General features: G+C 34.9%; 20 protein-coding genes. 9 read left to right on the top strand and 11 right to left on the bottom strand.

Annotated elements, in window-relative coordinates; genetic code table 11:
• The first annotated feature begins 270 nt into the window (after window positions 1–270).
• The 6 genes from L0669_RS19400 (at window position 271) to L0669_RS19425 (ending at window position 7,327) form a co-directional block, all read left to right on the top strand.
• Entirely contained in the window at window positions 271–1,029 is a 759-nt protein-coding gene (locus L0669_RS19400) for an MlaE family ABC transporter permease (protein WP_173970004.1), read from the top strand.
• 1 nt (window position 1,030) lies between these two features.
• Window positions 1,031–1,816 (top strand): ABC transporter ATP-binding protein, encoded by a 786-nt coding sequence (locus L0669_RS19405; RefSeq protein ID WP_173970003.1) that lies wholly within the window; start codon window positions 1,031–1,033, stop codon window positions 1,814–1,816.
• Window positions 1,817–1,841: 25 nt separating this feature from the next.
• Window positions 1,842–2,735, top strand: coding sequence for an MlaD family protein (locus L0669_RS19410; protein WP_263759517.1), 894 nt, complete (start codon window positions 1,842–1,844; stop codon window positions 2,733–2,735).
• Between the two features lie 81 nt (window positions 2,736–2,816).
• The gene (locus tag L0669_RS19415) at window positions 2,817–5,636 is read left to right on the top strand and encodes an AsmA family protein (RefSeq protein ID WP_263759519.1); all 2,820 of its coding nucleotides are present in this window, start codon (window positions 2,817–2,819) and stop codon (window positions 5,634–5,636) included.
• 6 nt (window positions 5,637–5,642) lie between these two features.
• A complete protein-coding gene (locus L0669_RS19420; RefSeq protein ID WP_263759520.1) occupies window positions 5,643–6,131 on the top strand; it encodes a low affinity iron permease family protein in 489 nt (162 codons plus the stop codon).
• Window positions 6,128–7,327 (top strand): NAD(P)/FAD-dependent oxidoreductase, encoded by a 1,200-nt coding sequence (locus L0669_RS19425; RefSeq protein ID WP_263759522.1) that lies wholly within the window; start codon window positions 6,128–6,130, stop codon window positions 7,325–7,327. The genes L0669_RS19420 and L0669_RS19425 overlap by 4 nt, the downstream gene beginning before the upstream one ends.
• A 93-nt stretch (window positions 7,328–7,420) precedes the next feature.
• On the opposite strand, the gene L0669_RS19430 is transcribed toward L0669_RS19425, so the two are convergent.
• Window positions 7,421–8,371 (bottom strand): bifunctional helix-turn-helix transcriptional regulator/GNAT family N-acetyltransferase, encoded by a 951-nt coding sequence (locus L0669_RS19430; RefSeq protein WP_263759523.1) that lies wholly within the window; start codon window positions 8,369–8,371, stop codon window positions 7,421–7,423.
• A gap of 415 nt (window positions 8,372–8,786) precedes the next feature.
• Window positions 8,787–9,812, bottom strand: coding sequence for a helix-turn-helix domain-containing protein (locus L0669_RS19435; RefSeq protein WP_263759524.1), 1,026 nt, complete (start codon window positions 9,810–9,812; stop codon window positions 8,787–8,789).
• Between the two features lie 218 nt (window positions 9,813–10,030).
• Here L0669_RS19435 and L0669_RS19440 point away from each other — a divergent pair, with 218 nt between their 5' ends.
• Window positions 10,031–10,516: a DNA-deoxyinosine glycosylase gene (locus tag L0669_RS19440; protein ID WP_263759527.1), complete on the top strand. Its 486-nt coding sequence runs from the start codon at window positions 10,031–10,033 to the stop codon at window positions 10,514–10,516.
• A 307-nt stretch (window positions 10,517–10,823) separates the two neighbouring features.
• A complete protein-coding gene (locus L0669_RS19445) occupies window positions 10,824–11,258 on the top strand; it encodes a DUF6526 family protein (RefSeq protein WP_173969994.1) in 435 nt (144 codons plus the stop codon).
• Window positions 11,259–11,283: 25 nt separating this feature from the next.
• On the opposite strand, the gene L0669_RS19450 is transcribed toward L0669_RS19445, so the two are convergent.
• The 3 genes from L0669_RS19450 to L0669_RS19460 form a co-directional block, all read right to left on the bottom strand.
• A complete protein-coding gene (locus L0669_RS19450) occupies window positions 11,284–12,453 on the bottom strand; it encodes a hypothetical protein (RefSeq protein ID WP_263759528.1) in 1,170 nt (389 codons plus the stop codon).
• 416 nt (window positions 12,454–12,869) lie between these two features.
• Window positions 12,870–14,288 (bottom strand): MATE family efflux transporter, encoded by a 1,419-nt coding sequence (locus tag L0669_RS19455; protein ID WP_263759531.1) that lies wholly within the window; start codon window positions 14,286–14,288, stop codon window positions 12,870–12,872.
• A gap of 147 nt (window positions 14,289–14,435) precedes the next feature.
• Window positions 14,436–14,825, bottom strand: coding sequence for a MarR family winged helix-turn-helix transcriptional regulator (locus L0669_RS19460; RefSeq protein ID WP_263759532.1), 390 nt, complete (start codon window positions 14,823–14,825; stop codon window positions 14,436–14,438).
• Between the two features lie 246 nt (window positions 14,826–15,071).
• Between L0669_RS19460 and L0669_RS19465 the strand changes: the two genes are divergently transcribed.
• Window positions 15,072–15,989, top strand: coding sequence for a hypothetical protein (locus L0669_RS19465; protein ID WP_263759533.1), 918 nt, complete (start codon window positions 15,072–15,074; stop codon window positions 15,987–15,989).
• Window positions 15,990–16,374: 385 nt separating this feature from the next.
• Here L0669_RS19465 and L0669_RS19470 read toward each other — a convergent pair whose 3' ends face one another.
• From L0669_RS19470 to L0669_RS19495, 6 genes are all read right to left on the bottom strand, one after another.
• Window positions 16,375–18,393 (bottom strand): glycoside hydrolase family 97 protein, encoded by a 2,019-nt coding sequence (locus tag L0669_RS19470; RefSeq protein ID WP_263759534.1) that lies wholly within the window; start codon window positions 18,391–18,393, stop codon window positions 16,375–16,377.
• 26 nt (window positions 18,394–18,419) lie between these two features.
• Window positions 18,420–19,664, bottom strand: a complete 1,245-nt coding sequence (locus L0669_RS19475; RefSeq protein ID WP_263759536.1) for a glycoside hydrolase family 99 protein — start codon at window positions 19,662–19,664, stop codon at window positions 18,420–18,422.
• A 226-nt stretch (window positions 19,665–19,890) separates the two neighbouring features.
• Window positions 19,891–21,405, bottom strand: a complete 1,515-nt coding sequence (locus tag L0669_RS19480; protein WP_263759538.1) for a RagB/SusD family nutrient uptake outer membrane protein — start codon at window positions 21,403–21,405, stop codon at window positions 19,891–19,893.
• A 23-nt stretch (window positions 21,406–21,428) separates the two neighbouring features.
• Window positions 21,429–24,449 (bottom strand): SusC/RagA family TonB-linked outer membrane protein, encoded by a 3,021-nt coding sequence (locus tag L0669_RS19485; RefSeq protein ID WP_263759540.1) that lies wholly within the window; start codon window positions 24,447–24,449, stop codon window positions 21,429–21,431.
• Window positions 24,450–24,478: 29 nt separating this feature from the next.
• Window positions 24,479–25,561, bottom strand: a complete 1,083-nt coding sequence (locus L0669_RS19490) for a hypothetical protein (protein WP_263759541.1) — start codon at window positions 25,559–25,561, stop codon at window positions 24,479–24,481.
• A gap of 8 nt (window positions 25,562–25,569) precedes the next feature.
• Window positions 25,570–26,094 carry a DUF5004 domain-containing protein gene (locus L0669_RS19495; RefSeq protein WP_263759542.1) on the bottom strand — a complete coding sequence of 175 codons (525 nt, stop codon included), beginning with the start codon at window positions 26,092–26,094 and terminating at the stop codon, window positions 25,570–25,572.
• Window positions 26,095–26,549 lie beyond the last annotated feature (455 nt).

The raw sequence follows: 26,549 nt of genomic DNA on the forward strand, positions 1-26,549 counted from the left end.
TGATTGACACTATATTTCTAACTAAATATACTATTGAACCCTAAAACTCCCTTTTCACAAAGGGAGTTTTTGTTTTTTAACATTTCGGGGACAACGTTACTTTATTCTATTTATTGTGTTTGATTATGTTAATTATATAAACTTCTAAAAAAGTTGTGTAAGATTTTTTCCGTACTTCTAAAGTAATTTTAAGTTATAATAATCAAGGGGTATACAACCTTTTAAACCATTGATTTTCATGCATTAGCTTTAACTTAAAAACATAGTATTTTGATACTTACTCTAAAAAATACATTCACGGAAATAGGAAACGCAACAGTGTTTGCAAAGCAGTTTTTTAAGGAGGTACTTGTTCCGCCTTATGAAACAAAAGAGTTTTTGAAACAATGTTATGTTATTGGCTATAAATCTTTACCGCTGGTAGCGATAACAGGCTTTATCATGGGTTTAGTACTTACATTACAATCCAGGCCAACCTTAGTAAAATTTGGAGCTGAATCCTGGTTGCCGGGTATGGTGGCTCTTTCTTTAATTAGAGAAATTGCTCCGGTAATTACAGCTTTAATTTGCGCAGGAAAAATTTCATCAGGAATTGGTGCCGAATTAGGTTCGATGAAAGTAACTGAACAAATTGATGCCATGGAAGTTTCTGCCATCAATCCTTATAACTATTTGGTCGTAACCAGAATCTTAGCCTGTACGCTAATGGTGCCTATATTAGTATTCTTTGCTGATGCAATTGGTATCATAGGCGGATACGTAGGTATCAATATTCACGGTGATGTCAATTTTTACCGTTATCTGACACAAATCCTGCAATCGCTTGAATTTCTGGATTTAATTCCCGCAACCATCAAAACATTCTTCTTTGGATTTTTTATCGGAATGATTGGATGTTATAAAGGCTTTAATGCTTCTAACGGAACTGAAAGTGTTGGTAAAGCAGCGAATTCAGCTGTTGTTACTGCTTCGTTAACCATTTTTATTATTGATATGGTGGCTGTTCAAATAACCGATTTATTTTTTTAAGATGATTAAGGAAAAAGAAAATATAGAAAAAGATAAAGCTGCTAAAACCAAAAAGCAAGATCCTATTATTGTGATTAAAGACTTGCATAAAACCTTTGGTAAAGACAACAAAGTCCTGCAAGGTGTAAATCTTACAGTAAACAAAGGCGAGGATTTAGTGATCTTAGGACGTTCAGGATCTGGAAAATCAGTTACTATAAAATGTATTGTAGGTTTAATTGAACCTGATCAGGGCGAAATAAAAGTTTTTGACGAAAATGTACTGAACCTAACAAAACCGGAACTGAATGAAATTAGAGTCAGAATTGGATTTTTATTTCAAAGTGGCGCTTTGTACGATTCAATGTCGGTTCGCGAAAATCTGGCTTTTACATTAAAAAAACACAAACGAGATTTAAGCGCCGAGGAAGTGGAAAGTGAAGTAATGGAAGCTCTTGATAATGTAGGATTGAGTGATGCAATTGATAAAATGCCATCTGAACTATCCGGAGGTATGCAAAAGCGAATTGGTCTGGCGAGAACCTTAATCCTTAAACCGGAAATCATTTTATACGATGAACCAACAACCGGATTAGATACGATAACATCGCGAGAGATCAGCGAATTAATTCTCGATATCAAACACAAACGAAAAACAACATCGATCATTATTACTCACGATATGGCTTGCGCCAAACTTACAGCAGACCGCATTATGGTTTTGAAAGACGGAGTAATACATGCCGAAGGAACATACGAAGAACTAGAAAAAGACGAAGACGAATGGGTACGTTCTTTTTTTCAATAATACTAAAAACAAATAATTAGAAATCATGGATAAGCAATCTGGATATACTTGGAAATTAGGAATGTTTGTAACAATAGGTTTATTGCTTTTTATAATGGCAATTTACTTTATTGGTAAACAAAAAAATCTTTTTGGTTCGACATTCAACATCACATCTCAGTTTAAAACTGTTAGTGGTTTGGAGGTGGGAAATAATGTTCGTTTTTCAGGAATTAATATCGGAACGGTCGAAGAAATTCAATTAATAAATGATTCATCGGTTGTGGTAAGAATGGTCATTAAGGATGAAGTTCGCGAATTTATTAAAACAGATGCCCGTGCAAGTATTGGTTCTGACGGATTAATGGGAGATAAAGTCTTAACGATTTCTCCGGGAGTTAAATCTACCAAAGTAATAGAAAACAATGGCGCAATTGCTTCTGTAAACGGAATCGAGATGCAGGATTTAATGAAAAGCGTAAAGAAAAGTGTTGACAATGCTGCTGTAATAACAGATGAATTGGCCATTTTTAGCCATAGTATGAATAACGGAAATGGAGCTTTGGCACGATTAGTTCGTGATGATAAAATGGCAAACAGCGTTTCAAATACACTTTCTAACTTAGAATCAGGTACAAAAGGCTTTAGCGAAAATATGGAAGCTGCAAAAAGCAATTTCCTGCTTAAAGGATACTTCAAGAAAAAAGAAAAAGAGAAAGAAAAGAAAAAAGAAGAATTAAAAGAGCAAAAAGAAGAGCAACAGGAAAAAGCGCAAAAAGCTAAAGAAGAAAAAGCAAAAGAAGACAAAGAGAAAGCGGAAAAGGCAGAAAAAGAAAAGGCTAAAGCTGAAAAAGAAAAAGCCGACAAAGCCAAAGAAGAGAAAGAAAAATTGGAAAAACAAAAAGCGGAAGACGCCAAAAAAGCCGAAAAAGGAAAATAAAACTACTCTTTTTGTTTACAATGCTATGAGCCCTATTTTAAAATCGATCCATGCATTCTCTATGGAATAAATTAAAATACTATGAAAACTTCATATAAAAATATAAGCCTGAAAATCTTAAAAGTAACAGGAATAGTAATAGCAAGTATCTTGCTATTACTGTTTTTGATACCATTGCTATTTCCCGGAACTGTTGCTACAGAAGTAAAAAAAATCGCTAACGAACGATTGGATACTAAACTGGATTTTTCGAAATCCAGACTTTCGTTTTTTACACACTTCCCTTCTTTAACCGTTTCACTTGATGATTTGTCTCTAACAGGATCAGCGCCGTTTAGCAATGATACTTTATTGAAAGCAGAGCAAGTCGCTTTTGGTATCAACTTAAAAAGATTAATTTTTGATAATGAAGTAAAAATTAATAAACTCTACGTTTCTAAAGCTTTAATCAATATAATGGTCAACCAAAAAGGGCAAGCCAATTATAATATTTATGTTGCTCCCGAAGATCGTGACAAAAAACCAAATGATCCTAACGCTCCTGAAGAAGGAACAGCCATTAGATTGGAACGAATTGACCTAAAAGATTGTCACGTAAAATACAACGACCGTTCGGCTAAAATTCTGGTCGATGCAAAAGGTTTTAATTATATAGGAAAAGGAAATCTTAGCGAAGATATTTTTGATTTAAATACCGATGCCCGAATTGACAATGTCGATTTCTATTACGACAGAACGGCTTATCTTAGAAAAAAAGAAGTTCGTGCTGATTTAATTACCAGAATCAACACGCATGCCCTTTCGTTTATTCTTCAAAAAAATGAGTTAAGAATCAATAAATTACCATTGAAATTCACGGGTTTATTTACCATTCTAAGAGAAGGATATAAAATAAATATCAAAGCAGCATCTGAAAATACAACCTTAAAAGATTTATTTTCTGTAATGCCTCCCGAATATTTAACCTGGATGAACGAAACCGAAATCTCAGGAAATAGTGATTTACTTTTTACTTTTAAAGGAGATTATAATGTTGCCAAAAAACAAAAACCAGATTTGGCTTTTAATTTAAAAATCGACAAAGGCGCCATAAATTATCAAAATGCCCCTGCTCCTCTTACTGATTTTCAAATGAATCTAAATGCTGTTTTACCTTCATTAGATATCGAAAAATTATTGATAAATCTTCAAACCTTTAAATTTAAAGTAGGCGAAAAGGATTATTTCACCGCTTATTTACGCAGCAAAGGGTTTAACGAAATGACCGTTGATGCAAGCGTAAAAGGCGCATTAGATCTTGCTACAGTTGATGCCGCGTTAGGATTAAGCAGTATCGATCTTAAAGGAACTTTAAAAACAAATATTCAGGCAAAAGGAATTTTTAGTACTTCGAAAAAACTATTCCCTAAAACAATTGGCGGAATTGCTTTGCACAACGGCTGGCTAAAAACCGACTCGTATCCTAACCCTATTAAAGACATTACGTTTGTGGCCAATGTGCTCAACAAAGCCGGAACTTTTCAGGATTTAATTGTGGCCGTGGCTCCTGCTTCTTTTGTTTTTGAAGGAAATCCAATGTATGTAAATGCTACATTATCTGATTTTAGTGATTTGGCTTATAATGCTAAAATAAAAGGAGAACTTAATGTGGGACGAATTTATCAGGTTTTCTCTCAAAAAGGACTTGATGTTACGGGTTATGCCAAAGCCGATCTTTCACTTAAAGGAAAACAAAGTTATGCGACCAAAGGGCAATATGACAAACTGGATAATCGCGGAACTATTATTTTAAAAAATATCAAAGCAACATCAGAACTTTTCCCAAAATCCTTTTTTATCAAACAAGGAAACTTCCGTTTTCAGAACGAGAAAATGTGGTTTGAAAGATTTGACGCGACTTACGGAAAATCAGATTTTGCCATAAACGGATATTTACTTAATACCATTAATTATTTTCTGGAATCGCACGGAACTTTGAGCGGAAACTTTAACATGAAATCAAAACTGATTAATGTGGATGAATTTATGGCGCTTAAAAAAGGCGAAAATACGGATCGAAATATCGAAGTAGAATATGCCAAAGAAGATCATCCAAAAATGAGCGGCGTTGTTATTGTGCCTAAAAACTTAAATGTTGCCCTTACGGCAAATGCGGATAAAGTAGAATACAACGGATTGGTTTTAAACAAACTTACTGGTAAAGTCGGAATGACAAAAGAGGGGTTTTATTTAGAAAATGCCAATTTTAATATTATCGATTGTTTAGTAGGAATCAATGCAACTTATAAAGACGAATCGCCAACATCAGCACATTTTGATGCACATTTTACAGCTAAGGATTTTAGTGTACAACGCGCTTACAAAGAAATCCCGATGTTTCATGATATGGTTACAGCGGCAGAAAAAGCACAAGGAATTATATCTGTAGATTATAAAGTAAAAGGCGATTTAGACGGCAATATGAGTCCGATTTATGCTTCTCTTCAAGGTGGTGGAAAACTGAATTTACGCGATGTAAAAGTCAAAGGATTAAAATTATTTGACGGCATTAGTTCACAAACCGGACAAAAAGGCCTTGATGATCCTAACTTAAAAGGAATCGAAATCAACTCAACTATCGATCGTAATTTAATTCATATAGAAAGCTTCACTTTTAGTGTCGCCAGTTTTAGACCTACAATAAAAGGAACCACAAGTTTCGACGGACTTTTAGATTTACGCATGCGATTAGGTTTGCCTCCTTTTGGTATCATAGGATTTCCTATTGTTATTACCGGAACGCATGAAGATCCTAAAATTAAAATCTTTAGTAAAACCGGTCAAAAAATTTATGAAGCCATTTATGATGAAAAACACAATAAAGTTGTTCGGAAAGAAAAAGCAAGTAAACGTAAAAGTTAAATTCAAATGAAAACTAAAAAACAAAACAAGACCAGTGCTTTCGAAAAGTTCGCGACTCATGTTTCTAAAGCCGCAGGAAGTACAACCGCTTTTATTGGTGCCTTTTTACTTGTAGTAGTCTGGGCCGTTTCGGGACCCATTTTTGATTACTCAGAAACCTGGCAGCTAGTTATCAATACCGGAACAACAATTATTACTTTCCTGATGGTTTTTCTTATTCAGAAGGCACAAAATAAAGATTCGCTTGCCATTCAATTAAAGTTAAACGAATTGGTGGCATCCAACGAATATTCCAGTAATAGTCTGGTAGATATTGAAAGTATGACCGAAGAAGAAATGATCATTGTACAAAAATACTATCATAAACTGAGTGAATTGGCCAAAGAGGACGAAAGCATAAGAAGTTCCCATTCTATTGCAGAAGCCTCTGAACAACACGAAAGAAAAGACAAAAACAGAACTAAATTACGTACCCGAAATATAACCAAAAAATGAAACTACGTTCCTCTGAAACTTTTTGGCCCTTAAAAAGCGCCATGAAATACAGTTATCCGTCTATAGATGCCGATCTTTCTACTGAGATTCTAATTATTGGCGGAGGAATTACCGGAGCTTTAATCGCTTATAAATTAATCTCCGAAGGCAAAAAAGTAATACTTGTTGACCGACGCGACGTTGCAAACGGAAGTACTGCCGCAAGTACAGCTTTGCTGCAATACGAAATCGACGTTTCGCTGCATGAACTCATAAAAATCAGAGGAACCGAATGTGCTGTAGACAGTTACACCAATGGTAAAAAAGCCATCTTTGATTTGCGTACCATTATAGATACCATAAAAAGCGAGTGTCAGTTTGAGTTTAAAAAAAGCATTTATTACTGTTCCTTAAAAAAAGATATTCCGTTTTTAAAGAACGAATTTAAATGCCGTAAAGAACACGGATTTGATGTGAACTGGCTCGAACGATGGGATTTAGAGAAAATGGGCTTAAATGCTATTGCAGCCATTGAATCTAAAACTGCAGCCGTAATGGATCCTTACAAACTTGCGAATGATTTACTGCATTACTGCAAAAAAAAGGGAATGCAGATTTTTGACCGTACCAATATTACGTCCATACAAAATCAAAAGTCAAAATCGATAGCGCATACCGAAAATAAATTTACAATCACCGCAGAACATATCATTCATTGCAGCGGTTATGAAAGCACCGAAACATTAACCGAAAAAGTGGTAGACTTAAAAAGTACGTTTGTCATTGCATCCGAAAATCTGGAAGTTTTACCAACGGCTTTTAAAAACGCTATTTTTTGGGATACTTCTTCGCCTTACTTGTATTTTAGAGTGACCCCAGATAACAGAATTATCATGGGTGGCGGCGATGAAGATTTTAAAGATGCTAAAAAACGTGATAAACTATTGCCTAAAAAAGAACAATATCTATTACGACATTTCAAGAAAAAATTCCCCAATATCAATTTCAAAATTGATTATTCCTGGGCAGGAACTTTTGGAGAAACAAAAGACGGCCTACCCTACTTTGGAAAACCCGACCCAAACAAAAACGAACATTACGTCCTCGGCTTTGGCGGAAACGGCATCACCTTTAGCGTTATAGGCATGAACTCTATTATGGATTCTATTAATAATAAGAAGAATCAGGATTTAGAGTATTATCGTTTTGGGAGATAAATAAGGTACAAAGGCCCAAAGGTTCAGAGGGACAAAGGTTTAAACTTTTCAGCCTTTATTTCTCTGAACCTTTGTTACTTTGTCACTTTGAACCTAGATTTTTAACTCCATCTGAATATTACAACGCTTATAAGGTGTTGCCAAACCGTATACACGCTGGAAACCCAGTTTATAATACAAATTAATGGCAGGTTTCAAGATCGTATTACTTTCCAGATATATGATGTTTGCTCCTAATTCTTTGGCGCTTTTTACGATGGCCTGACCTAATAAAAATCCAATGTTTTTTCCTTGTGCTTTTGGAGAAACTGCCATTTTTGCCATTTCAAAATCATAATTTGAATCCTTCATTTTGATGAGAGCGCAAACTCCAACGGGTTCATTGCGGTACAAAGCCACAAAAATTTTCCCTCCTTTGTTTAAGATATATTCTTCAGGATTATCCAGCGCTTTATAATCCGCTTCTTCCATTTCGAAGTAAGTCGAAATCCATTCTACGTTTAGGGATTTGAAAGCGTCAAGATATTGAGGTTCGAATGCTACGATTTGCACATCGTGACTTTCACGCTTTTTCTTCGCTTCGGTTACTCTTTTAAGCAAGCTTTTTTGTTCCAGTAAAAATTCCCATTCTTCGAGGGCTGCCCAAAGATTGTGTTTAGATTCTGTTATTAAGCTGTCAACAGCGGCTTCAACATCTTGTAATTGCAGTTTTAGTTCTTTCGAAAATTCCCATCCCTGTTTGGTGAGACCTACAATGTTTCTGCGTTTATCGTTGCTTTTCAGGCTTTCTTCTACCAATCCTACAGCAATCATTTCCTGAACAATTTTACTTACAGAGGGTTGCGAATGACCAATTTCATTAGCGATTTCGGTAATTGTTATTTCCCTTTCATCCATGAGCGTATAAAATACAGGAAACCACTTTGGCATAAAAGTCATCCCATAAGACTCATATATTTTGGCTGCATCATCTGTGATAATGGCCGTCATTAAACGTAAGCGACTTCCTAAAGCCACTTTACCTACTTTGTCAAAAAATTCCATATATAATTAATTACATAACTAGTTATGCAAATGTATATATTTTTTAGATACTAAGGTTCTAAGTTGCTAAGAATCTAAGTTTTTTTTAAAAAAAATTCCAAATATCTTATGAAAACGAATGCATTAGCCCTGCTGATACAAGTGCAAAACAACAAAGTTATTTTGTAGAGACGCACAATAGTTCGTCTTTCCTAGAAAAAAACATGTTATGAAAACGAATGCGCTAGCCCTGATAGAAGCGGTATCCTTTTTCTGGCTCCTTTAGCCAGGAAAAGATACAAGCGGATAGCAGAAAATAGCTCCTGAAGAAAATTATGAACACAAAAAAAAGACACACATTATGTACGTCTTATCTAAATATTTGCAAGCAAAAAAACTTAGCAACTCAGAACCTTAGTAACTTAGCAGCTTTTAATCAAGCTGTTATAGCCAAAGGATTCAAATTGAATTTATATTCTTTTGGGCTGCAATTGAATTTTTGTTTGAATATTTTTGAGAAATAGCTTCTGCTGGTAAAACCAATGCAATAAACGATTTCGGATATATTGAGATCAGAAGTTCTAATTAAGATTTCGGCTTTCAGCACGCGCATGTGGGTAATGTAGTCGTTTACCGTTCTGTTGTGTATGAGTTTAAAACCTTCCTGCAATTTATTTGGCGACAAACCTGATTTTTTGCTTAACGATTTAATCGTAAAAGCTTCTTCTGGATTGGCTTTGATGGCTTCAGAAAGTTCTTTGATTTCCTCCATTTCACGCAACGTCAAGCAATTGGTATCTTTGGCATTCATGCATAAATCGTCAGTATGTTGCTGAATTTCCATTGCCAGGATAATTCTTAAAATGCCTTCTTTTAAAAGATTTCTAACAATTCCGGTTTGTGTAACGGCATTTAACTGTTCGATTTTTTCGGCTATTTTTAAGTTATAAGAACCTACGTAAAAGAAATCCTGAACGGTATTGTTTTCGAAGAATGTTTCTTTTACTTTTTGGTTTAATGAGTTGGCAGGATCCTGATGCAAAACATGAGTTCCTACGATTATTAAGGTAAATTTTGTGTTTTTATCTTTTTCAAAAAACAGCACATTATCCTGATTTTTCTTTGAGGTGACAATCGCGGTCTGAAATGTTTTAAATTTTCGTTCTTCGCCAGTAGTGCCAAAACTATGTGACAAACTTCCTTTAGAGCAATAGGCAAAATAAACCGGTGATTCGATAGGATTTACAATATCCATTCGAACATCTGCAGCAAAAGTCATATCGAACTCAACGTACGAAATATTATCATTGAATGAAGCACCAATTATAGATCCTTTTGCAAAACTATTGTTCGTTTCGAGCGTGTATTCGTCTAAATCAAAAGTTACTTTACCGCCTAAATTAGTATGTAGTTCTTCAAAAATATTTTGAATTTTTTCTGTATTTATAGTAACTATTTTCATTTTGCAAGGGATTTTAATTCAACTTCATTTTATATAGATTTTACAAAAAAAGAAAGTCCGTTTTGTGGTATTGGATTTCTAAAAATCTACGATTCAAAGTTCGCCCACAAGTCAGGCAAAAATGTTATATAATTTTTCTAAATTGTTTTATAATTACTTCTGCATGATGTTTTTAACGGTAATATTTTTTACCTTTCTACTATAATAGTAATACATATATGAAAAGTTTTTCGTTTGCACCAATATCAAACAACGAGGCTAACATTTTGATTCTGGGCACAATGCCGGGAACAAAGTCATTAGAACTGAACCAATATTACGGTCATAACCAAAATAATTTCTGGAAATTCATGTTCGCCATTTTTAATGAAGATTTCTCGAATGATTACGAAACTAAAAAAGCGCTTTTGCAAAAAAACAAAATTGCCTTATGGGATGTCTTGCAGTTTTGCGAAAGGGTTGGAAGTTTAGACAGCGCGATAAAAAACGAAATCGCGAATGATTTTGAAACGTTTTTAAAACAACATCCCAACATTAAAACGATATTATTCAACGGACAAAAAGCGGCGGCGTTTTTTAAAAAATATGTTCAGCTAAAAAATTCGTATCAACTTATAACTTTACCGTCTACAAGTCCGGCAAATGCAGCAAAAACATATCAGTCGAAACTAGACGAGTGGAAAATCATAAACACTTTATCCTAAACAAAACAATAAAAAAAATATGCAGTCAACCCTAAAAGTTGAAATAATATAACATTTGCCTTTTAAAATATAACAGCTTTTTTTACCAACCCAACTAATTTTACCAAAGAGATTAAAGACAGATTAAAGCCATTGAAAAAGAGAATGAAAGTGAGGCTTTTTAAATATAGATACTACTAAGAGAACTTGAAAAAGTTTAATTATAAAGAGAACATTGGTTATGTTAGTTTATTTTTGGAAAAAAAGCTATTCTATTTTTTTAGGGTAGCTTTTGTTTTTTTTGATATCAAACCGTAAATAAATAATTATGAAAATCCAGACCTATTACAATCATATCAGGTTTTATACCCCGCATCATTTTGTTTACTACCCTATTCTTACCATCTTTCTGGCGGCAAGTATTTACTTTGCTTTTACAACAAACGATACCTTAATATGGTCGTTTATTAGCGTTGTTTTTGTGTTTTTATTTTGCCTTGCATTTATGTTGCGCCAGCACTATGCCCTTATTCTGCAAAACAGAATTGTGCGACTGGAACTTCGTTACCGCTATTTTACCCTAACCGGAAAAAGATTCGAGGAAATCGAATACAAACTAACCGATGATCAGATTTTTGGACTTCGCTTTGCGCCAGATAACGAACTTTTGCCTCTTATAGAAGACGCACTAAAAAATAACCTAAGCGGAGACGCCATAAAAAAGGCAATCGTACACTGGAAAGCCGATTATAACCGGGTATAAAATTTCAATAAAAACGCAGGTTTATTTAGGCGGTTTTTCTTTTATGATTAAATAAAATATAAATCAAGAATCCAATTAGCCAAGCGCCTACAACTACGGCAAAGAAGATTTCGATAATCGACGGATGGAGATATTTTGGTTCGTAGAACAATCTTTCCAGCGTATCAAATTTTTCTGTTAGCGCCTTTCTGTCATAATTATTTCTAATCGCGTTCAACGGTTCGCGAGTATTCTTTTGATAATGGCGCACATCTTTTGCCAGATCCTTAGGCACCAAACTCGTTTCGATTTTGTATTTTCTTAAAAGCGTATCCAGTTGCTTAAAATTATTAAGCAACGAATCCTCCTTTGTTTTATAAAGCAATTTATAACGTTTCACCGCAGCATCATATTGCTGTTTTTCTATCGGGATGCCTTTTACAGGTTTGTACAACGCTTTATTCTCAACAAAAATGCAAATATTCTCGTCGTAATCAGGATTTACACGCATTCCTTTATAGATAATTTCCGTACTGTCTTTTATCACATTTTTCTTGATGATACGTTCCAAAAGCTCTTTTTTACCAAATCCAATACTATCTAAAATCGTACTTGTAGCAGCCGAAACTTTATTCAAATCCGTTGTTAGCATTTTTAGCGTATCAATACTATAATAATTATACTCTACGCTATAATAATTACCATACAAAGTACTATCGACCACCTCGATAACCGGATAAGGTTTTGGATATAAAATATTTACCGGATTAAATAATTTCTCTGAACTATAAGAAGTATAATTATACAAAAACGGACGCAAAACATTCAATAATTCCTTATCCTTATTCAGTTTTGCCTCAGACAATTCCGTTCTCATCTTTGCATTCAGTCCGAAACTGTAACTAACAAAAAACGAAAAACTAAAGAAAGAAATCAGCAGTAACAAACCGCCAATTTTAAGCAGATTTACAAAAGAATAATTTTTCCTGGAATGATTTTTCAATAAAAAAATCAAAAAGAAAAGTAAAAACAAACCGGTTACAAAAAAGTGCGAAATAGACACATCATCATAAAACTTAAACCTGTAAAACTCTGTATAAATGTCGATATTCCCAATTCCTTCAAACTTAAAATAGCCATATAAAAAATAGCCCAAATGAATCAATAATATTACTACGAAAGACTTTACAAGGTATTGTTTTAATTTTTTATCCATAATTGTTTTCAGATTATACTTTCAAATATAACGTAAATCAATTACAATGGCAATTGCAAAAATCAAAATTCAATGGCAATGACAAAAATCAATTACAATCGAAAATAAGATATAATCTAAAAATTTGAAATTGAATTTTGATATTGAGTTTTTGAATCTGGGCGTGCCATGCGGCTAGAAATCTAAGACCTAACAGGTTTTAAAAACCTGTTAGGTCAAAAAAGACGCACAGCAGCGCGTCTATATATTAAACCTTAGATCTTAGAATCTTAGCAACTTAGAACCTTAAAGAAAAACCTTAGACCTTTAGAATCTCAGCAACTTAGAACCTTAAAAAAAACTTAGAACCTTAGAATCTCAGCAACTTAGAACCTTAAAAAAACTTAGAACCTTAGAACCTCAGTAACTCAGAACCTTTACTTAACCTCAAATCCTTCCTTCACAATTTCCTTTTCAACCTTATTAATAAGTTTATTCATTTTGCCTGTAAGTCTTTCTTTCTTCCAGTCGCCTTTCGCATAAATAAGCATCGTAACAATAGCCGTAACAACCGTCGAAATTGGGAAAGCCCACCAAATACCAATTGCCCCAAGCGAAGTATTATGAGATAATATATACGCCAGCGGAAACTGCAAAACCCATTGCGAAACCAGCGTTAAAATCATAGGAAGCGTCGTATTACCAACAGCCCTGAAAACGCCCAGTAAACACATCTGAAGTCCCAGAAATCCCCATGAAAGACACGTAATTCTTAAAAAAGTTGTTCCTCCCGCAATTACCTCAGGCTCGTTTGGAACGAAAAAAGCAATTAAATAAGGCGCCAAAATATAGGCGATTATTCCAATTCCCGTTAATAACCCAAAACCTAAATAAGCACCTAATTTTGCGATTTTACCCGCGCGAAGCATATTTCCCGCACCAATATTCTGACCCACCAAAGTCGCAATTGCCATAGAAAGTCCAAGCGCCGGAATCATAATAAGCTGTATTAAGTTCGAGCCCGCTCCGTAAGAAGCAACAGTTGTTGTACCAAAATGCACAATTAAAAAAGTAATAGCAGTTAAACCAATTGCTCTCATTGATTGTTCGATCGAAGAAGGAAAACCAATTTTAAAAGCTTTTTTAATATGTTTAAAATCGGGTTTAAAATCTTTGGTCTGCAAATGAATACCATGTTTACCTCTAAACAAAATCACAAATCCAATAATAATCGCCAGACTTTGCGTTGATAAAGTTGCCAAAGCCGCTCCTTTTACACCCATTGCCGGAATAAAATGCCATCCAAAAATAAACAACGGATCTAAAGCAAAATTCAGAATCACCGTTCCCAATACAATATAAACCGGTAAAGTAACACGCCCAACCCCTCGCATAACCGACTGGAAAATCATGAAACTAAAACTAAAAACAAGTCCCATAAAAGCAATTTGCATAAAGCCCAAAGCATCTTTATAAACGGTTGGCGTTACTTTTAGAATTTGCAAAAAATACGGACTCATAAAATAACCGATAATCGATAAAACAATCGACGCCGAAATTACCATAAGCAATGTTTGAGCGGCGACGTGATTTACCATTTCCTGCTGTCCTGCACCAAAATATTGTGCAATAAGTATCGATCCTGCAATGGCCAAACCGGTTCCTAAAGCAATCATCAAGAAAATTACGGGCGTACTTACAGATACGGCTGCAACGGCGTCTCCGCCCAATCGTCCCACCCAAAAAGCATCTACTAATTGATAAGCGGCTTGTAGTAAATTAGCAATCATAATAGGCACCGCTAATTTTAATAAGGAAGAAAGTATAGGACCTTCTAATAATTCGTTTTTATTCATTTTATAAATTTTTCTTTAGCCACAACCCGAGCGATAGCGAACAGGTGAAGCAATTGCACAAATTTCACTAATTAATATTCTGCTAATTCCTGCAACAATTAAAAATTCGTGCTAATTTGTGAAATTCGTGGCAACTTTTTTATTCAATTAAAGCGTATCTAATTTGTCTGCGTAACCTCTGATTGTTTGTAAAGCTTCTGATCTTTCTTTGACCGAAAAAACAGCCAAAACCTCATCTTCTGCCCTATTCATTAAAATTCTAATATTCTTGGCCAAATCAATTCCTTCATCTGTAAGACTTACGATATTCTTTCGTTTATCGCCTTTGTCTTTTTTAACGACAACCAAACCTTTCTTTTCTAAGGCATTGATACTTCTTAAAATAGACGATTTATCCCGCATGGTAATATCGGAGAGCTCTCTTTGCGAGCGGTTGTCGTGCTGAAGAATCATAATCAGCGGGAGTTGTTCTAACTGCAAAGTAATTCCTGCTTCGCTCATTAAGGCATTAGTATGACGAAAGATCGTACGCTTCATTCGATGTATCTGAAAGAAAAAACTATCTGAAATGTTCTCTCTAGAAGTATTAAAATCTGTTTTATCTTTTTTCATGATACAAAATTACGAAAAAGAGTGACATGTCAACTAATTTTAACAAAACCCATAATTTACTGATAGTCAATCGATTTATTCAAATAATAAAGATCAAAAATAAAAATGCATGATTTTTTTTGTTAACTTTAAGTGTTAAAAATTTATCAATAAAATTTAAAAATAAATACAATGAAAAACTTATTTTATTTTTTGATAGTTTCCTTTTTATCCCTTTCCCTTCAGGCTCAAACCACCGCCGAAATTCCGGTAGAAAATGCTCTCCCAGCTTTACAAAACAATGCTTCAGAAGATTTTCAGGATTACGACGCTAAAGATTTACCATGGCACGACAGACGTTTTAAAGTAACTGCCGGAGCTTTTTTTCCTGTTAATAATACTGAAATCGAAGTTGGAACCAATAACGGAAACAGAGGTACTAAAATTGATCTCGAAGACGATTTAGGCTTTTCGAAATCAAGTGCCTCCTTTATGGCAACGTTTGACTGGCGCATTTCAAAAAGATCCAGACTAGGTTTTGAATATTTCTCTTTAGACAGAAGTTCTACAAAAACGCTTCAAAAAGAGATCACTTTTGGTGAACACACCTACAATGTAAATACAAGTGTAACAGCCTTTTTTGATGTTCAGATTGCGAGAATTGCTTACGGTTATGCTTTTTTAGCCAAGCCAAAATATCAGGCGGGTTTATTAATTGGGGCCCACGTACTTTTTACAGATGTGGGTTTGCGTGTTAATGCGAATCAGCTTAGTGCAGAATATAAAGATAGTTTTAATTTCACTGCTCCCCTACCAGACATTGGGATTTGGGGTGATTTTGTATTAGCCAAACGCTTTGGATTGTATGTCAACGCCAATTATCTCGCCCTAAAAATCGACGATATCGATGGCCGAATCATCAGCTATAATCTTTCTCTTTTATACAATGTGCACAAAAACTTTAGCCTTACTGCTGGATATACGGGACTGAACTTTAAAGTTGATGCCGTAGAAAAAAGACTCAACGGCTTTTTGAAATGGGGATACAACGGACCTACTTTAGCCGCTGCTTATACTTTTGGCGGGCATATTTCGTATAATAGACATTGATTTTTTTGGAGGTACTAAGGTGCTGAGTTGCTAAGGTTCTAAGATGATGTTGTTTTGATTTGGTAGGGTGAATAAAATCCTTATATATCCGCGTTTTCGCATTGCGAATCCGTTTAATCCGCGTCTCATTTCTGACATAGTAATCGCAAAACAACCACAATCTTGTCATCCTGACAGAGGAAGGATCACACACGTAAATCGACAAAGATTGGCGATTCTGATTGCGGAGTTTCTAGTGTGATCCCTCGTTCCTCGGGATGACAAGATTGCGCATAATCTGTTAATAAACAAAAATAACAAACCCGATATCTTTTTCAAGACATCGGGTTCATTGCTCAAACTTACACTCAAACTTAAACTTAACTCAAAATAATATTAAACTAACTTATTTCTCAATTGGAGAGAATTTTATAGCTGTTCCTCCACCAGCTGCCAACTTAAGATCTAATATTGTTTTACTGTTTACTTTTTGTTTTGCAATTGTCACAGGATACGGATTTGTTTTATAATTCGCTCCTGTTCCATCGGCATAGATTTCGGCTTCGTATTCTTTTCCGGCATCTAAAAATGATAGATTTACTTTTAGATTTCTGGCGAAACTATTGGTGATCGCACCCAAATACCAGTTTTTCTCATCCCAGTCTTTTCTGGCAATGGTTGTGTATTCTCCTATTTTAGAATCTAAAACTTTAGTGTCTGACCAAGTACACGGAACGTCTTTTATAAACTGAAATTCCGGTTTTCCTTCGTAATTCTCCGGTAAATCAGACGCCATTTGCAGCGGACTGAAAATGATTACATACAATGCCAATTGGTTTGCTAAAGTAGTTTGCACTCTCGCTCCCGAAGGTGTTTTATAATCAAAATTAAAGTTCCCCGGTGTGTAATCAAACGGGCCGGAAAGCATTCTTGTAAATGGCAGGGTAGTTAAATGTTCTGGAGTATTTCCGCCATCAACAGACCATGCATTGTATTCTTGTCCTCTTCCGCCTTCTTGCGTCATAAAGTTCGGGTAAGTACGTTGTAATCCTGTTCCTTTTATAGGCTCATGATTGTCGATCATGATATGGTATTTAGCCGCAGTTTCCATTACTTTTCTGTAATGACGTGCTCCGTACTGGCTATCGTGCCATTCTTTTTTGTCTAAATACTTATTTACATAACCGGTTTTTACGGTATTTACGCCCATTTTCTGATACAATTTAAAGGCATCTTCTAACTGACTTTCGTAATGTTTTGTGGCTCCTGCCGTTTCGTGATGTCCTATTAAACGAACATTTTTAATCGCGGCATATTTCGTGATTTCTTCAAGATTAAAATCAGGATAGGCTTTTACAAAACTAAAAGAAGATCCGTCGGCAGTCCAGTCGCCATCCCAGCCTTCGTTCCAGCCTTCTACCAGAACTCCGTCTAAATTGTTTTTCGCAGCAAAATCAATGTATTCTTTTGTATTCTTAGTCGTTGCCCCATGTTTAGGCCCTTGTCCCCAGGTGAATTTTTCTAAATGCATTCCCCACCAGATTCCGATATATTTTGAAGGCGTGATCCAGGAAAGGTCTTCAATTTTTGAAGGTTCATTTAAATTCAGCATAATGGTAGATGTTGCTACTTCGCCGGGAGTTTTCCCTACTACAATAGTTCTCCATGGTGTTTTAAACGGAGTTTCAGCATATACTTTTACGCCATTAGCCCACGGCACTAATTCGCTTTTGTATTGTTTATCATTTGTTTTTAATAACGTCATTGAGGCAAAATCGGTTAGGTTGGCTTCGTGAATCGCCACAAATAATTTTTCTTTGGTTTCTAAAGTCGCCGGTGTATTGATGGTATCGGTTTTACTAACAGGCGTTTTACGGTAGGTACTTTCGTAATAGCTGTTTTCGCGATGCACCGGAATCCACCAAACATCATTATCTGATTTAAAGGTAAATTGTGTGATTTCGTTTGAAATTTCTACTTTACCTAAGTTAGGCTGTTTTGGAAATTCGTATCTAAAACCAACACCATCATCAAAAACTCTGAAAATAATATCAACCAAACGCTCCTGTCCTTTTGATTCTTTCAAATGCACAATCAATTCGGTGTGGTGATCTCTTACTTTTTTAAATTCACCCCAAGGTTGTTCCCATGTTTCATCAGCCGATTTTTCTTCGGTAGCCACTACTTCAAAACCATCCGTCATTTTTTGAATTCCTTTAAATTCAAATCCAAGTAAAGATGGTTCTATTACTGATTTTCCGTTTGAGGTTAAACTATATTGAGGCTGTCCTGAAGGAGTTAATTCAAAAATTAATTCGGTATTTTTTCCGGGAGAACTTATTTTGTATGTTTTTTTAGTACTGCAGGCAACGATCAACATTGATGCTAAAGCGATTAGACAGTATCTATATTTTATGTTTTTCATTATTTAATTGTATTAATTACAACTCTTTATTTAATTTCGTTTAGTAATTGTTTTGCTTTTGCAGGCTGCATCGAAACAAAATAATTAAAAGCCTGATCTAATTTTTTCTGGGCATCGGCATTGCCTTTCTTTTCTACTCGCAGATTGTACATTTTACTGATATCAGGAAAAACAGTTTCGGTGCTTTTTACGCCCGCAAATGCTTTTACCTTTTCGATATATGAATAACCAAATTCTACTGTTGGTTCGAACATTGTTCCTTCTCCAAAGTCATTCCATGTAATTAGTTGCAGGTAATTTAAATTCGCATTTTTAGCCAGAGAAAGTGTTTCATCAAGAGTTGCTCCGTTGTTGTGTTCTATGGTCCATCCAATTGCAGCTCCGCCACCACCTTCGGCATAAAAATCTTTAAAACCAGGATAAGCGCCTCCCATTGCAACAGCTAGTTTTGGTTTGTTATTTGTATAAAAATTATTCAGATAGGTGTTGTTTTTATATACCCAGGCATATTCTCCGGCGGCATTATCTCCTGCATCTCCAGATTCGTTCCAGAGTGTTAAAAAAGTAGGTTTTGCGGTCAGGGTATTAAAAACGTTGGTCCATTCGGCAGGTGTTTGCAATACGATTGGTCCAAAATTTAGCAATAATGGTTTTCCGTTTATTTTGATGTAATTTTTATCATCAAAGTAATTTTTCTCCATATAAGCCAAATCTGTTTTTGCTGCGCTGGTAACAGAAATTGCTTTTCCGGCATTTACTACGTTAGGCAAAAAACGATCTTCATAAACAATGGCATAATCTAATCCTACTTTGTCTAACATGGCAATAAGCTGTTCTGTATTTTCTTTTACCATTCGATAATCGTTTACATCAAAAGTGCCGTACCAATCGATTAGAATACCATCGATTCCTGAATACTTCATCAATAATAAATGATTTTCGATCACATTTTTATCGCCTGAATGATAAGGGCCAATGAGTGGATAATAATACGACGCAATTTCTCTGCGATTGTTTGCGCCTATGTTGTTTGGATTTTTGTTGGTCATTGTCCAGTGATATCCCCATTTTTTATCGGCACTACTTTCATTGGTCTCAAACCAAGGCATATAATGAACATAAATTTTGGTGCTATTTGTTTTTTCAATCGCAACAGGTTCAAATGTTTCCGGTTCTGTAGGTTTATCAGAATTTTTATCGTCGCTGCTACAAGCCGTGGCGACAATAATATTCATGATCCCAAAAAACAATAATGTGATAGATCTTTTCATATTGATGTATTTATTTTTATATTTTTTTGCCACAGATAAAAGCAATTAAAAATTCAGAATTAAAAATTAAAATATTTAAGCATCATAATACTCTGAGTGATTTTTTTTATGGAAATACAGCAGATTTTTAATTTTTAATTCTCAATTTTTAATTTAAAAACTTTCTATTCTTAAAACATGTCAGCCTTCCACGACTAACCAACACGGAAGACTGACATTCAATAACCTAGTTTACAGGATACCCAGGATTTTGTACTAAATTTTTATTTGTTGTTAAAACTGTACTCGGAATTGGGAAAATCGCTCTGTATTTCTCTGTTGGTCCTTTTTCCCACCATGAATTGAAGAATGTTCCAAAACGAATGTTATCTGTTCTTCTTCTTCCTTCAAAAGTAAATTCCTTAAGTAATTCTTTGTCTATAAAAGGAAGATCGATTATTGTAGGCATTTCTTCTCCGGCACGAGCTGTAATTTGTTGTACAAATGGTTTTGCTAAATCAGCAGATCCTAAGCGTACATAACATTCAGCCTGCATCATTAAGATCTCGGCATAACGAATTAAAACGAAATCGTGATCACGCTCCCATTGTTCTCCGGCTTTCATTTCGTATTTTCCTAAACGAACTCCCTGATTTTCTTTTGCATCAGCAACACTTGTAACTTCTTCTGTATAGGTTAAAGGTTCTCCGTTATCCATAATAATTACAGAACCTGTTGCTACACTAATCTGATCGCCTGCAACCATACATTTTCTTCTTTTATCTGTGGCAGCAAAAGCAGAGTAAACACCTGGTTGTGCACACATTCCGTTTGCACTCCAAGGATAATCTAATCCTGTAGCAGAAATTGTCAATTTATGTAAATAATGAAGAGACATTGAGTTCATATAATTTCCTACTGTTCCTGCTTTTTGATCGTAAGGAATAGAGAAAATAATCTCTGGTGATTTTTCATTTTCTGTAGCAAAATTGGCGAAGAAATCCGGCGCCAAAGTATACCCTGTTACTTTTTGACACATGTTGATACAATCCTGCCAGCGTGGTGTACCAATAAAAGCTTCTGAATTTAAATACAATCTAGCTAATAACGAATAGGCTACGTTTTTTGTGAATTTAGAATACACCACATTTGATGTTAAATACGGAAGCGCATCCAACAATTCTTTTTCTACGAAATCATATACTTGTTTTCTGGTAGAGTTTGATGGCAAAGAGGTATCTTCAAAATTCACTACGATTGGCACATTACCGAATAAATCTAAAAGGTTATAGTAATAATAGGCTCTTAGCGATTTTAATTCTGCATAAATTGGTGCCTTTGCCGCATCTGTCAAGCTTGATTTATCTACCTGATAAATAATCGAATTAATTTTAGCAATTCCGGTGTAGTTGTAACGCCATGCTGATAAAATCATACGGTTGTCTGCTTTCCAGGTATGTCTTTGTGCGTCCTGATATTGACCACCATCGTACCAGTTGGTTCCTCTTGTTGGAATCGTTGCTTCGTCAGAAACGGTTTCATTCAAAAAGAATACGTACTCACTTGTTGGAAAATTGTTTGATATATCGTCTTTAAATCCTCTTAAAGAAGAGTAGGCTCCTCCTACCAATGCATCAATTTCTTTTGGTGTTTTTCCAAAATTCCCGTCTTCTACCTTATCATATAAATCTTCATTTAAATCTGTACATGATATCGTAAAAAGCATACTTACTAATAATAATGCTGTTATTTTGACTTTCATTTTTTATATTTTTGAGTTATCGCTTAATTATTCAGCGTAAAATTTAATCCAACAGAAATCGTAGTTGGTCGAGGATAGTTATTGAATCTATCAATTCCAGGAGCTGCTAATCCAGTCAAATCCATTACTCCGGTTTGGTTGATACCGTCCTGAGCATTTAACCCAATTTCAGGATCTACACCTTTGTATTTTGTAAATACGGCAAGGTTTTCTCCCATAAGATAAATTCTAAGTTTTGAACTTTTGTATTTTAATGGCAATGTATATCCTACTGAAACTGTTTGAAGTCTGAAGAAAGAAGCATCTTCAATCCAGTAATCTGAATATTTAGGAGCCGATTTGATTCCGCTATTCAGGAAATCATCCGGAACATTAAAAGTTGGTAATCTGTTAGGATCGTTTAGCATCATATTGGTTGCATTTAATGCTTTTTGACCAAACATTCCGTATCCTGTAATTCCTAAATCAAAGTTTCCGTATGTAAAATTCATTCCGATACCCATAGTCAAATCAGGCTGAATATTTCCTAAATCTGTTTTATCAGCATCTACCAAAGCACTTTCGGCAACGATACCTCCTGCTGCATTATAATATTGAATTTTACCATTTTCGTCAAGTCCTGCATTTTTGAAACCCCAGAATGTTCCAACAGGATAACCCTCAGCAATAATTTGAGAATATTGTCCTGACATACCTGCTAATCCGTGTAAAGATCCGCTGTAGATTACATCTGTCTTATAAGTAGGATTTGATAGTTTTTCGATTTTTTGAACGTTGTGTCCTAAAGTTAAATTCGCATTCCATGAAAATTTATCTCCTTTTATGATATCGGCATTCAACGTAAGTTCAACTCCTTTGTTAGACATTTCACCCACGTTAGCTAACATTGTTCCAACTAAATAAGGCGGTTGAGGCACTTCGTAAGTATAAAGCAAATCGTTTGTGTTTTTTGAATAATACTCGAATGAACCTGTAATTCTGTTGAATAAACTAAAATCTACTCCAATGTTTAATTGTTTTGTTGATTCCCATTTTAAGTCAGGATTTGGGTTTTGTTTTGGCGAATAAGCCAAACTCCATCTTCCTGTACTTGGATCGTAGTAACTGTCATTTCCAACTCCTAAAATCGAAAGCGATTTGTATTCTCCAATTCCGTCCTGATTACCTGTAACTCCGTAACCAACTCTAAATTTAAGGGTGTCTAACCATCCTTTTGTTGAACTCATAAACTCCTCGCTTGAAATTTTCCAGGCTACAGATGCAGATGGAAAAGTTCCCCATTTATTGTTTTCTCCAAAACGGCTTGAACCATCTCTTCTTACGGTACCGGTTAGCAAATATTTTCCGTCATAAGAATAATTTGCACGGGCATAAAACGAAACCAGAGTTGATTTTCCTTTATAAGAATACACATCTCCTAAACGGTAATTGTAACCTGCACCCAAATTGTTGTAGCTAAAAGCATCTGTAACAAAACCGCTACGTTGTGCACCAAAACCTTCGTAAATATTTTCTAAGTATGAATATCCGGCAAGAGCACCAATAGTATGTTTATCGATTACTTTATTATAATTTACATAAAGTTCTCCTTGTGCATTAGCGTATTCAGCATATGTTTTTTGTGCATATCCTTTTTCATCAACTCCTTCCATAACTGCGTAAGAAGGTTTGTATGTGCTCCCTTTTACCGCATTATGTTCGTATGAAATATTAGCTACAGCAAGAAAATCTTTTAAAAATTTCACTTCGGTTTTAAAATAACCTAACAATCTGTGTCTTTCGTTATCTACAGTTCTGTTGGTTAAAATCTCAACTGGATTTTGGTAGATGTTTCCGCTTACTGCAGAGAATTCTCCGTTTGAATTGTATACCGGAATTGTTGGATTTAAATTATAAGTACGCTCAAAAATTCTATAATCCATTGGGTGCCATTTATCAACATTAGCAAATAAACCCATGTCGAATTTCACATCTTTATTATCGCCAAGATATTGGTAAGCATTGATGTTTCCGCTTAATCTTTCAAGACCCGTTTTTTTGATTACTCCTTCATTGTTTAAGTATGAAAGTGAAGTTCTGAAACCGCTGTCAGTTTTACCAGAATTAATACTTAAAGTATGCGATTGCGAAATAGCGGTTTGTTCAATTGCTTTTTGCCAATTTGTATTTCTGCCGTAATCAACAGCATCTTTGTTTCCTGTGCTACGTACATAACCTCTCCATTGATTGGCTGATAAAAGATCTAAATTATCTGTTACATAACCTACACTTGATAATCCGCTGTAGGTTACAGATACTCCTTTTGTACCTGATTTTGTTGTAATCATAATTACACCATTTGCTCCTCTTGATCCGTATATGGCTGTCGCCGAAGCATCTTTTAGAACGTCTACCGATTTAATATCTGATGGCTGAACAATGTTAATATCAACTCCAGCAATACCATCTACTACAATAAGCGGACTGTTGCTTGCTGTAAGCGAAGTTCCTCCACGTAAACGAATCGTAGAACCTGCAGCAGGATCTCCAGAAGGACGAATGATATTTAAACCCGCCACTTTTCCTTGTAAAACCTGTTCTGTAGAAGAAATTGTTCCTTTTAATAAATCATCAGCTTTTACACTCGAAATAGCTCCGGTTAAATCTGATTTCTTTTGAGTTCCGTATCCTACAGAAACTACCTGAACTTCTGCAAGCTGATAACCATCATTTTGCAAACGAACATCTATGTTTGGTTTCGTTGCTGATGTGATCTGAATCTTTTGATTAGTAGATCCTATAAACGAAATTTCAATAGAACCTCCTACGGCTACGGTTAAGACAAATTTTCCGTCAAAATCTGTAGTGGTTGCATTTCTGGTTCCTACCTCAATTACCGTTGCTCCCGGTAATACACTTCCTGTATTGTCATGAACGGTACCTGATACCTGCTTTTTTTCCTGTGCAAACATTCCTGCCGAAAGAAAAAGCATGAAAATCATGAATATCACATTTTTAGTAGTCCACATTTGATGCAGGACTATTTTTTTATTTTTACTATTCATTAGAATTGATGTTTTAATTTGATAGTGAATTATTTGTCTAAAGTTTTAAGCGGAATCGTTGTGTCCGAAATTGTTTTGTCTTTATTGTCTTTGACCAAAACATGAATTTCACTTAAATTCGGAACATCCTTAAGCTCTGAAACCAAATTGACAAATCCTTTTATCTCAGAAGTTCCTCCGGTAAATTCACCTGAAATAACTTTGCTTCCGGCTGTAATGGTGTAGATTAATTTGTTTACGCCCGATTCGTTATTTTTTCTCGACATTCCAAGAAAATCTTTTTGACTAATTTGTAATGGGAAAAATCCAAAAACCGGTGCTGGTGGCGGTACAAAAGCTCCTGCGTATAACACCTGATCCGGAATTGTTCCTGCCCAATTGTCTTTTACCATCAGGAAAACCAGATTCTCCATCACGAAACCGTCTGGCGCATTGTAGTAATCTTTTGGTACCAGATCCATTTTATAAAAGCCGTTTCCTAAGTCTTTTAGTTTTGTTTTTTCTGCAATCTCCGGTTTCGACGCTTCGTACATTTGCTGAATACTCCAGTCGTTCAGTCCGCTATGGATATGTACGCTTGTAGCGCCGGCAAATCCAAGAGCCAGATTAGCATTAAACAAAATACTTACTCCTTTATCAAGTGTTGGTTTTGTAGGGTAAGATCTAATTAACTCATTTGCTGTATAAAAGGTCGAAAAATCAGTGTATGCAATATTGGCCACTTCACTTTGTTTCGATCCGTTTTTATTTTTTATACGAAGCCAAAATCCTTGACTTGCTGCGATTTCAGCAGGTGTTTTTGAAAAATATTCTGTTGGAGTTAAAGTAATGCTCCAAATTTTGTCTTTTACATGGGTTAATTTAGCAAAGTCTGATGAGTTTTCCCAGTTTCCAGCATCCGGTTCTGATGGGGACCAGATCCATAAATATAAAACCTCATTCTCAGCAAATGTGGTTGCCGAAAGGTCGAAAAACCACGTCACTTTTTCATCATATTTGTATACTACAGGAAATGATGATATACTCCCTACTGCTCCGGTTGTTTCTTGTGCCTGCACAAAATTAGGAGCCATCAACAGGGCAAGTAAAATTGTATATATAAACTTTTTCATATTACTTTTTAATTAATAGCAGTTAATTTAAACACATAAGAAACAAACACAATTCCGCCAGAAGCATGATCTAACTGAATTTCCATCTCTCCATTTTTACCCGGAATCGATCCTACTCGAAGTTCATCTGTTTTTTGAGTTTTTTGGGCATCGCTGTACAAATAAATCTTTACAGGATTACCCGGATTTGTTGGCTGGAAATCGGTGCTGAGTCTCCAATATCCTTTTGGGGCAAATAAAGGGGGCACATTTCCTGTAACTTCGTAACTTGTTGGATTGTTCTTTTCATCTACATTAAATTTGATTTTAAAATCTTCGTAGTTGAAATAGGTACTCAAGTTTTCTTCGTTTGGCTCGATCTTATTTGCCTTTGCAAATACATCGACCATTTTCAAATTTGTTAATCCCCAATTTCCACTTACTTTCTCATAAATGGTAATCGGATCAACGTAGCTTCCGTCTTCAGTGTTGTCACAGCCAATGGCAAATAAACACATCATAAGAGCTAACCAGTAAATACTTTTACATCTCATAAATTTTGGTTTTTGTTAGTTTTTCATCCCTTTAAAAGGACAGTACGAAACTAGATGTTAAATAAATCTAAAAAAAAATATCTTTAAAAAATCAAGATATAATTGAACTTTTTCTAACCTCAAATAATTGATAATCAATAAACTACATCGTTGTCGTAAATTGAAAAATCAAGGTTTTGTTGAGATGAAAAACGCAAATAAATTATGGTAAAAATGACAATATCCAAATTAAAACATATTTTTTTTTCACTATGCATATATTTAATTGCTTTTTATTGTATAATTGCAAGTTATTAGATTACTTTTAACATTCTAAACCCTTTTTCACCCTATAATCTTCCTTTCTCCTATTATATTTTATAAAAGAAGCTACCCAATTTTTAAAAGTTGCTAATTATCAACTCTTAAACTAATTTTGAATAAAAAACGAATTAACTCAACTAGACTTAAACATT

It is taken from the genome of Flavobacterium bizetiae (assembly GCF_024271895.1).
GTDB classification, from domain to species: domain Bacteria; phylum Bacteroidota; class Bacteroidia; order Flavobacteriales; family Flavobacteriaceae; genus Flavobacterium; species Flavobacterium bizetiae.

Excerpts from the sequence above, each read along its gene's own strand:
- L0669_RS19405 (WP_173970003.1), top strand. The coding sequence starts at position 1,031 with ATGATTAAGGAAAAAGAAAATATAGAAAAAGATAAAGCTGCTAAAACC.
- L0669_RS19410 (WP_263759517.1), top strand. The coding sequence starts at position 1,842 with ATGGATAAGCAATCTGGATATACTTGGAAATTAGGAATGTTTGTAACA.
- L0669_RS19415 (WP_263759519.1), top strand. The coding sequence starts at position 2,817 with ATGAAAACTTCATATAAAAATATAAGCCTGAAAATCTTAAAAGTAACA.
- L0669_RS19420 (WP_263759520.1), top strand. The coding sequence starts at position 5,643 with ATGAAAACTAAAAAACAAAACAAGACCAGTGCTTTCGAAAAGTTCGCG.
- L0669_RS19425 (WP_263759522.1), top strand. The coding sequence starts at position 6,128 with ATGAAACTACGTTCCTCTGAAACTTTTTGGCCCTTAAAAAGCGCCATG.
- L0669_RS19430 (WP_263759523.1), bottom strand. The coding sequence starts at position 8,371 with ATGGAATTTTTTGACAAAGTAGGTAAAGTGGCTTTAGGAAGTCGCTTA.
- L0669_RS19435 (WP_263759524.1), bottom strand. The coding sequence starts at position 9,812 with ATGAAAATAGTTACTATAAATACAGAAAAAATTCAAAATATTTTTGAA.
- L0669_RS19440 (WP_263759527.1), top strand. The coding sequence starts at position 10,031 with ATGAAAAGTTTTTCGTTTGCACCAATATCAAACAACGAGGCTAACATT.
- L0669_RS19445 (WP_173969994.1), top strand. The coding sequence starts at position 10,824 with ATGAAAATCCAGACCTATTACAATCATATCAGGTTTTATACCCCGCAT.
- L0669_RS19450 (WP_263759528.1), bottom strand. The coding sequence starts at position 12,453 with ATGGATAAAAAATTAAAACAATACCTTGTAAAGTCTTTCGTAGTAATA.
- L0669_RS19455 (WP_263759531.1), bottom strand. The coding sequence starts at position 14,288 with ATGAATAAAAACGAATTATTAGAAGGTCCTATACTTTCTTCCTTATTA.
- L0669_RS19460 (WP_263759532.1), bottom strand. The coding sequence starts at position 14,825 with ATGAAGCGTACGATCTTTCGTCATACTAATGCCTTAATGAGCGAAGCA.
- L0669_RS19465 (WP_263759533.1), top strand. The coding sequence starts at position 15,072 with ATGAAAAACTTATTTTATTTTTTGATAGTTTCCTTTTTATCCCTTTCC.
- L0669_RS19470 (WP_263759534.1), bottom strand. The coding sequence starts at position 18,393 with ATGAAAAACATAAAATATAGATACTGTCTAATCGCTTTAGCATCAATG.
- L0669_RS19475 (WP_263759536.1), bottom strand. The coding sequence starts at position 19,664 with ATGAAAAGATCTATCACATTATTGTTTTTTGGGATCATGAATATTATT.
- L0669_RS19480 (WP_263759538.1), bottom strand. The coding sequence starts at position 21,405 with ATGAAAGTCAAAATAACAGCATTATTATTAGTAAGTATGCTTTTTACG.
- L0669_RS19485 (WP_263759540.1), bottom strand. The coding sequence starts at position 24,449 with ATGAATAGTAAAAATAAAAAAATAGTCCTGCATCAAATGTGGACTACT.
- L0669_RS19490 (WP_263759541.1), bottom strand. The coding sequence starts at position 25,561 with ATGAAAAAGTTTATATATACAATTTTACTTGCCCTGTTGATGGCTCCT.
- L0669_RS19495 (WP_263759542.1), bottom strand. The coding sequence starts at position 26,094 with ATGAGATGTAAAAGTATTTACTGGTTAGCTCTTATGATGTGTTTATTT.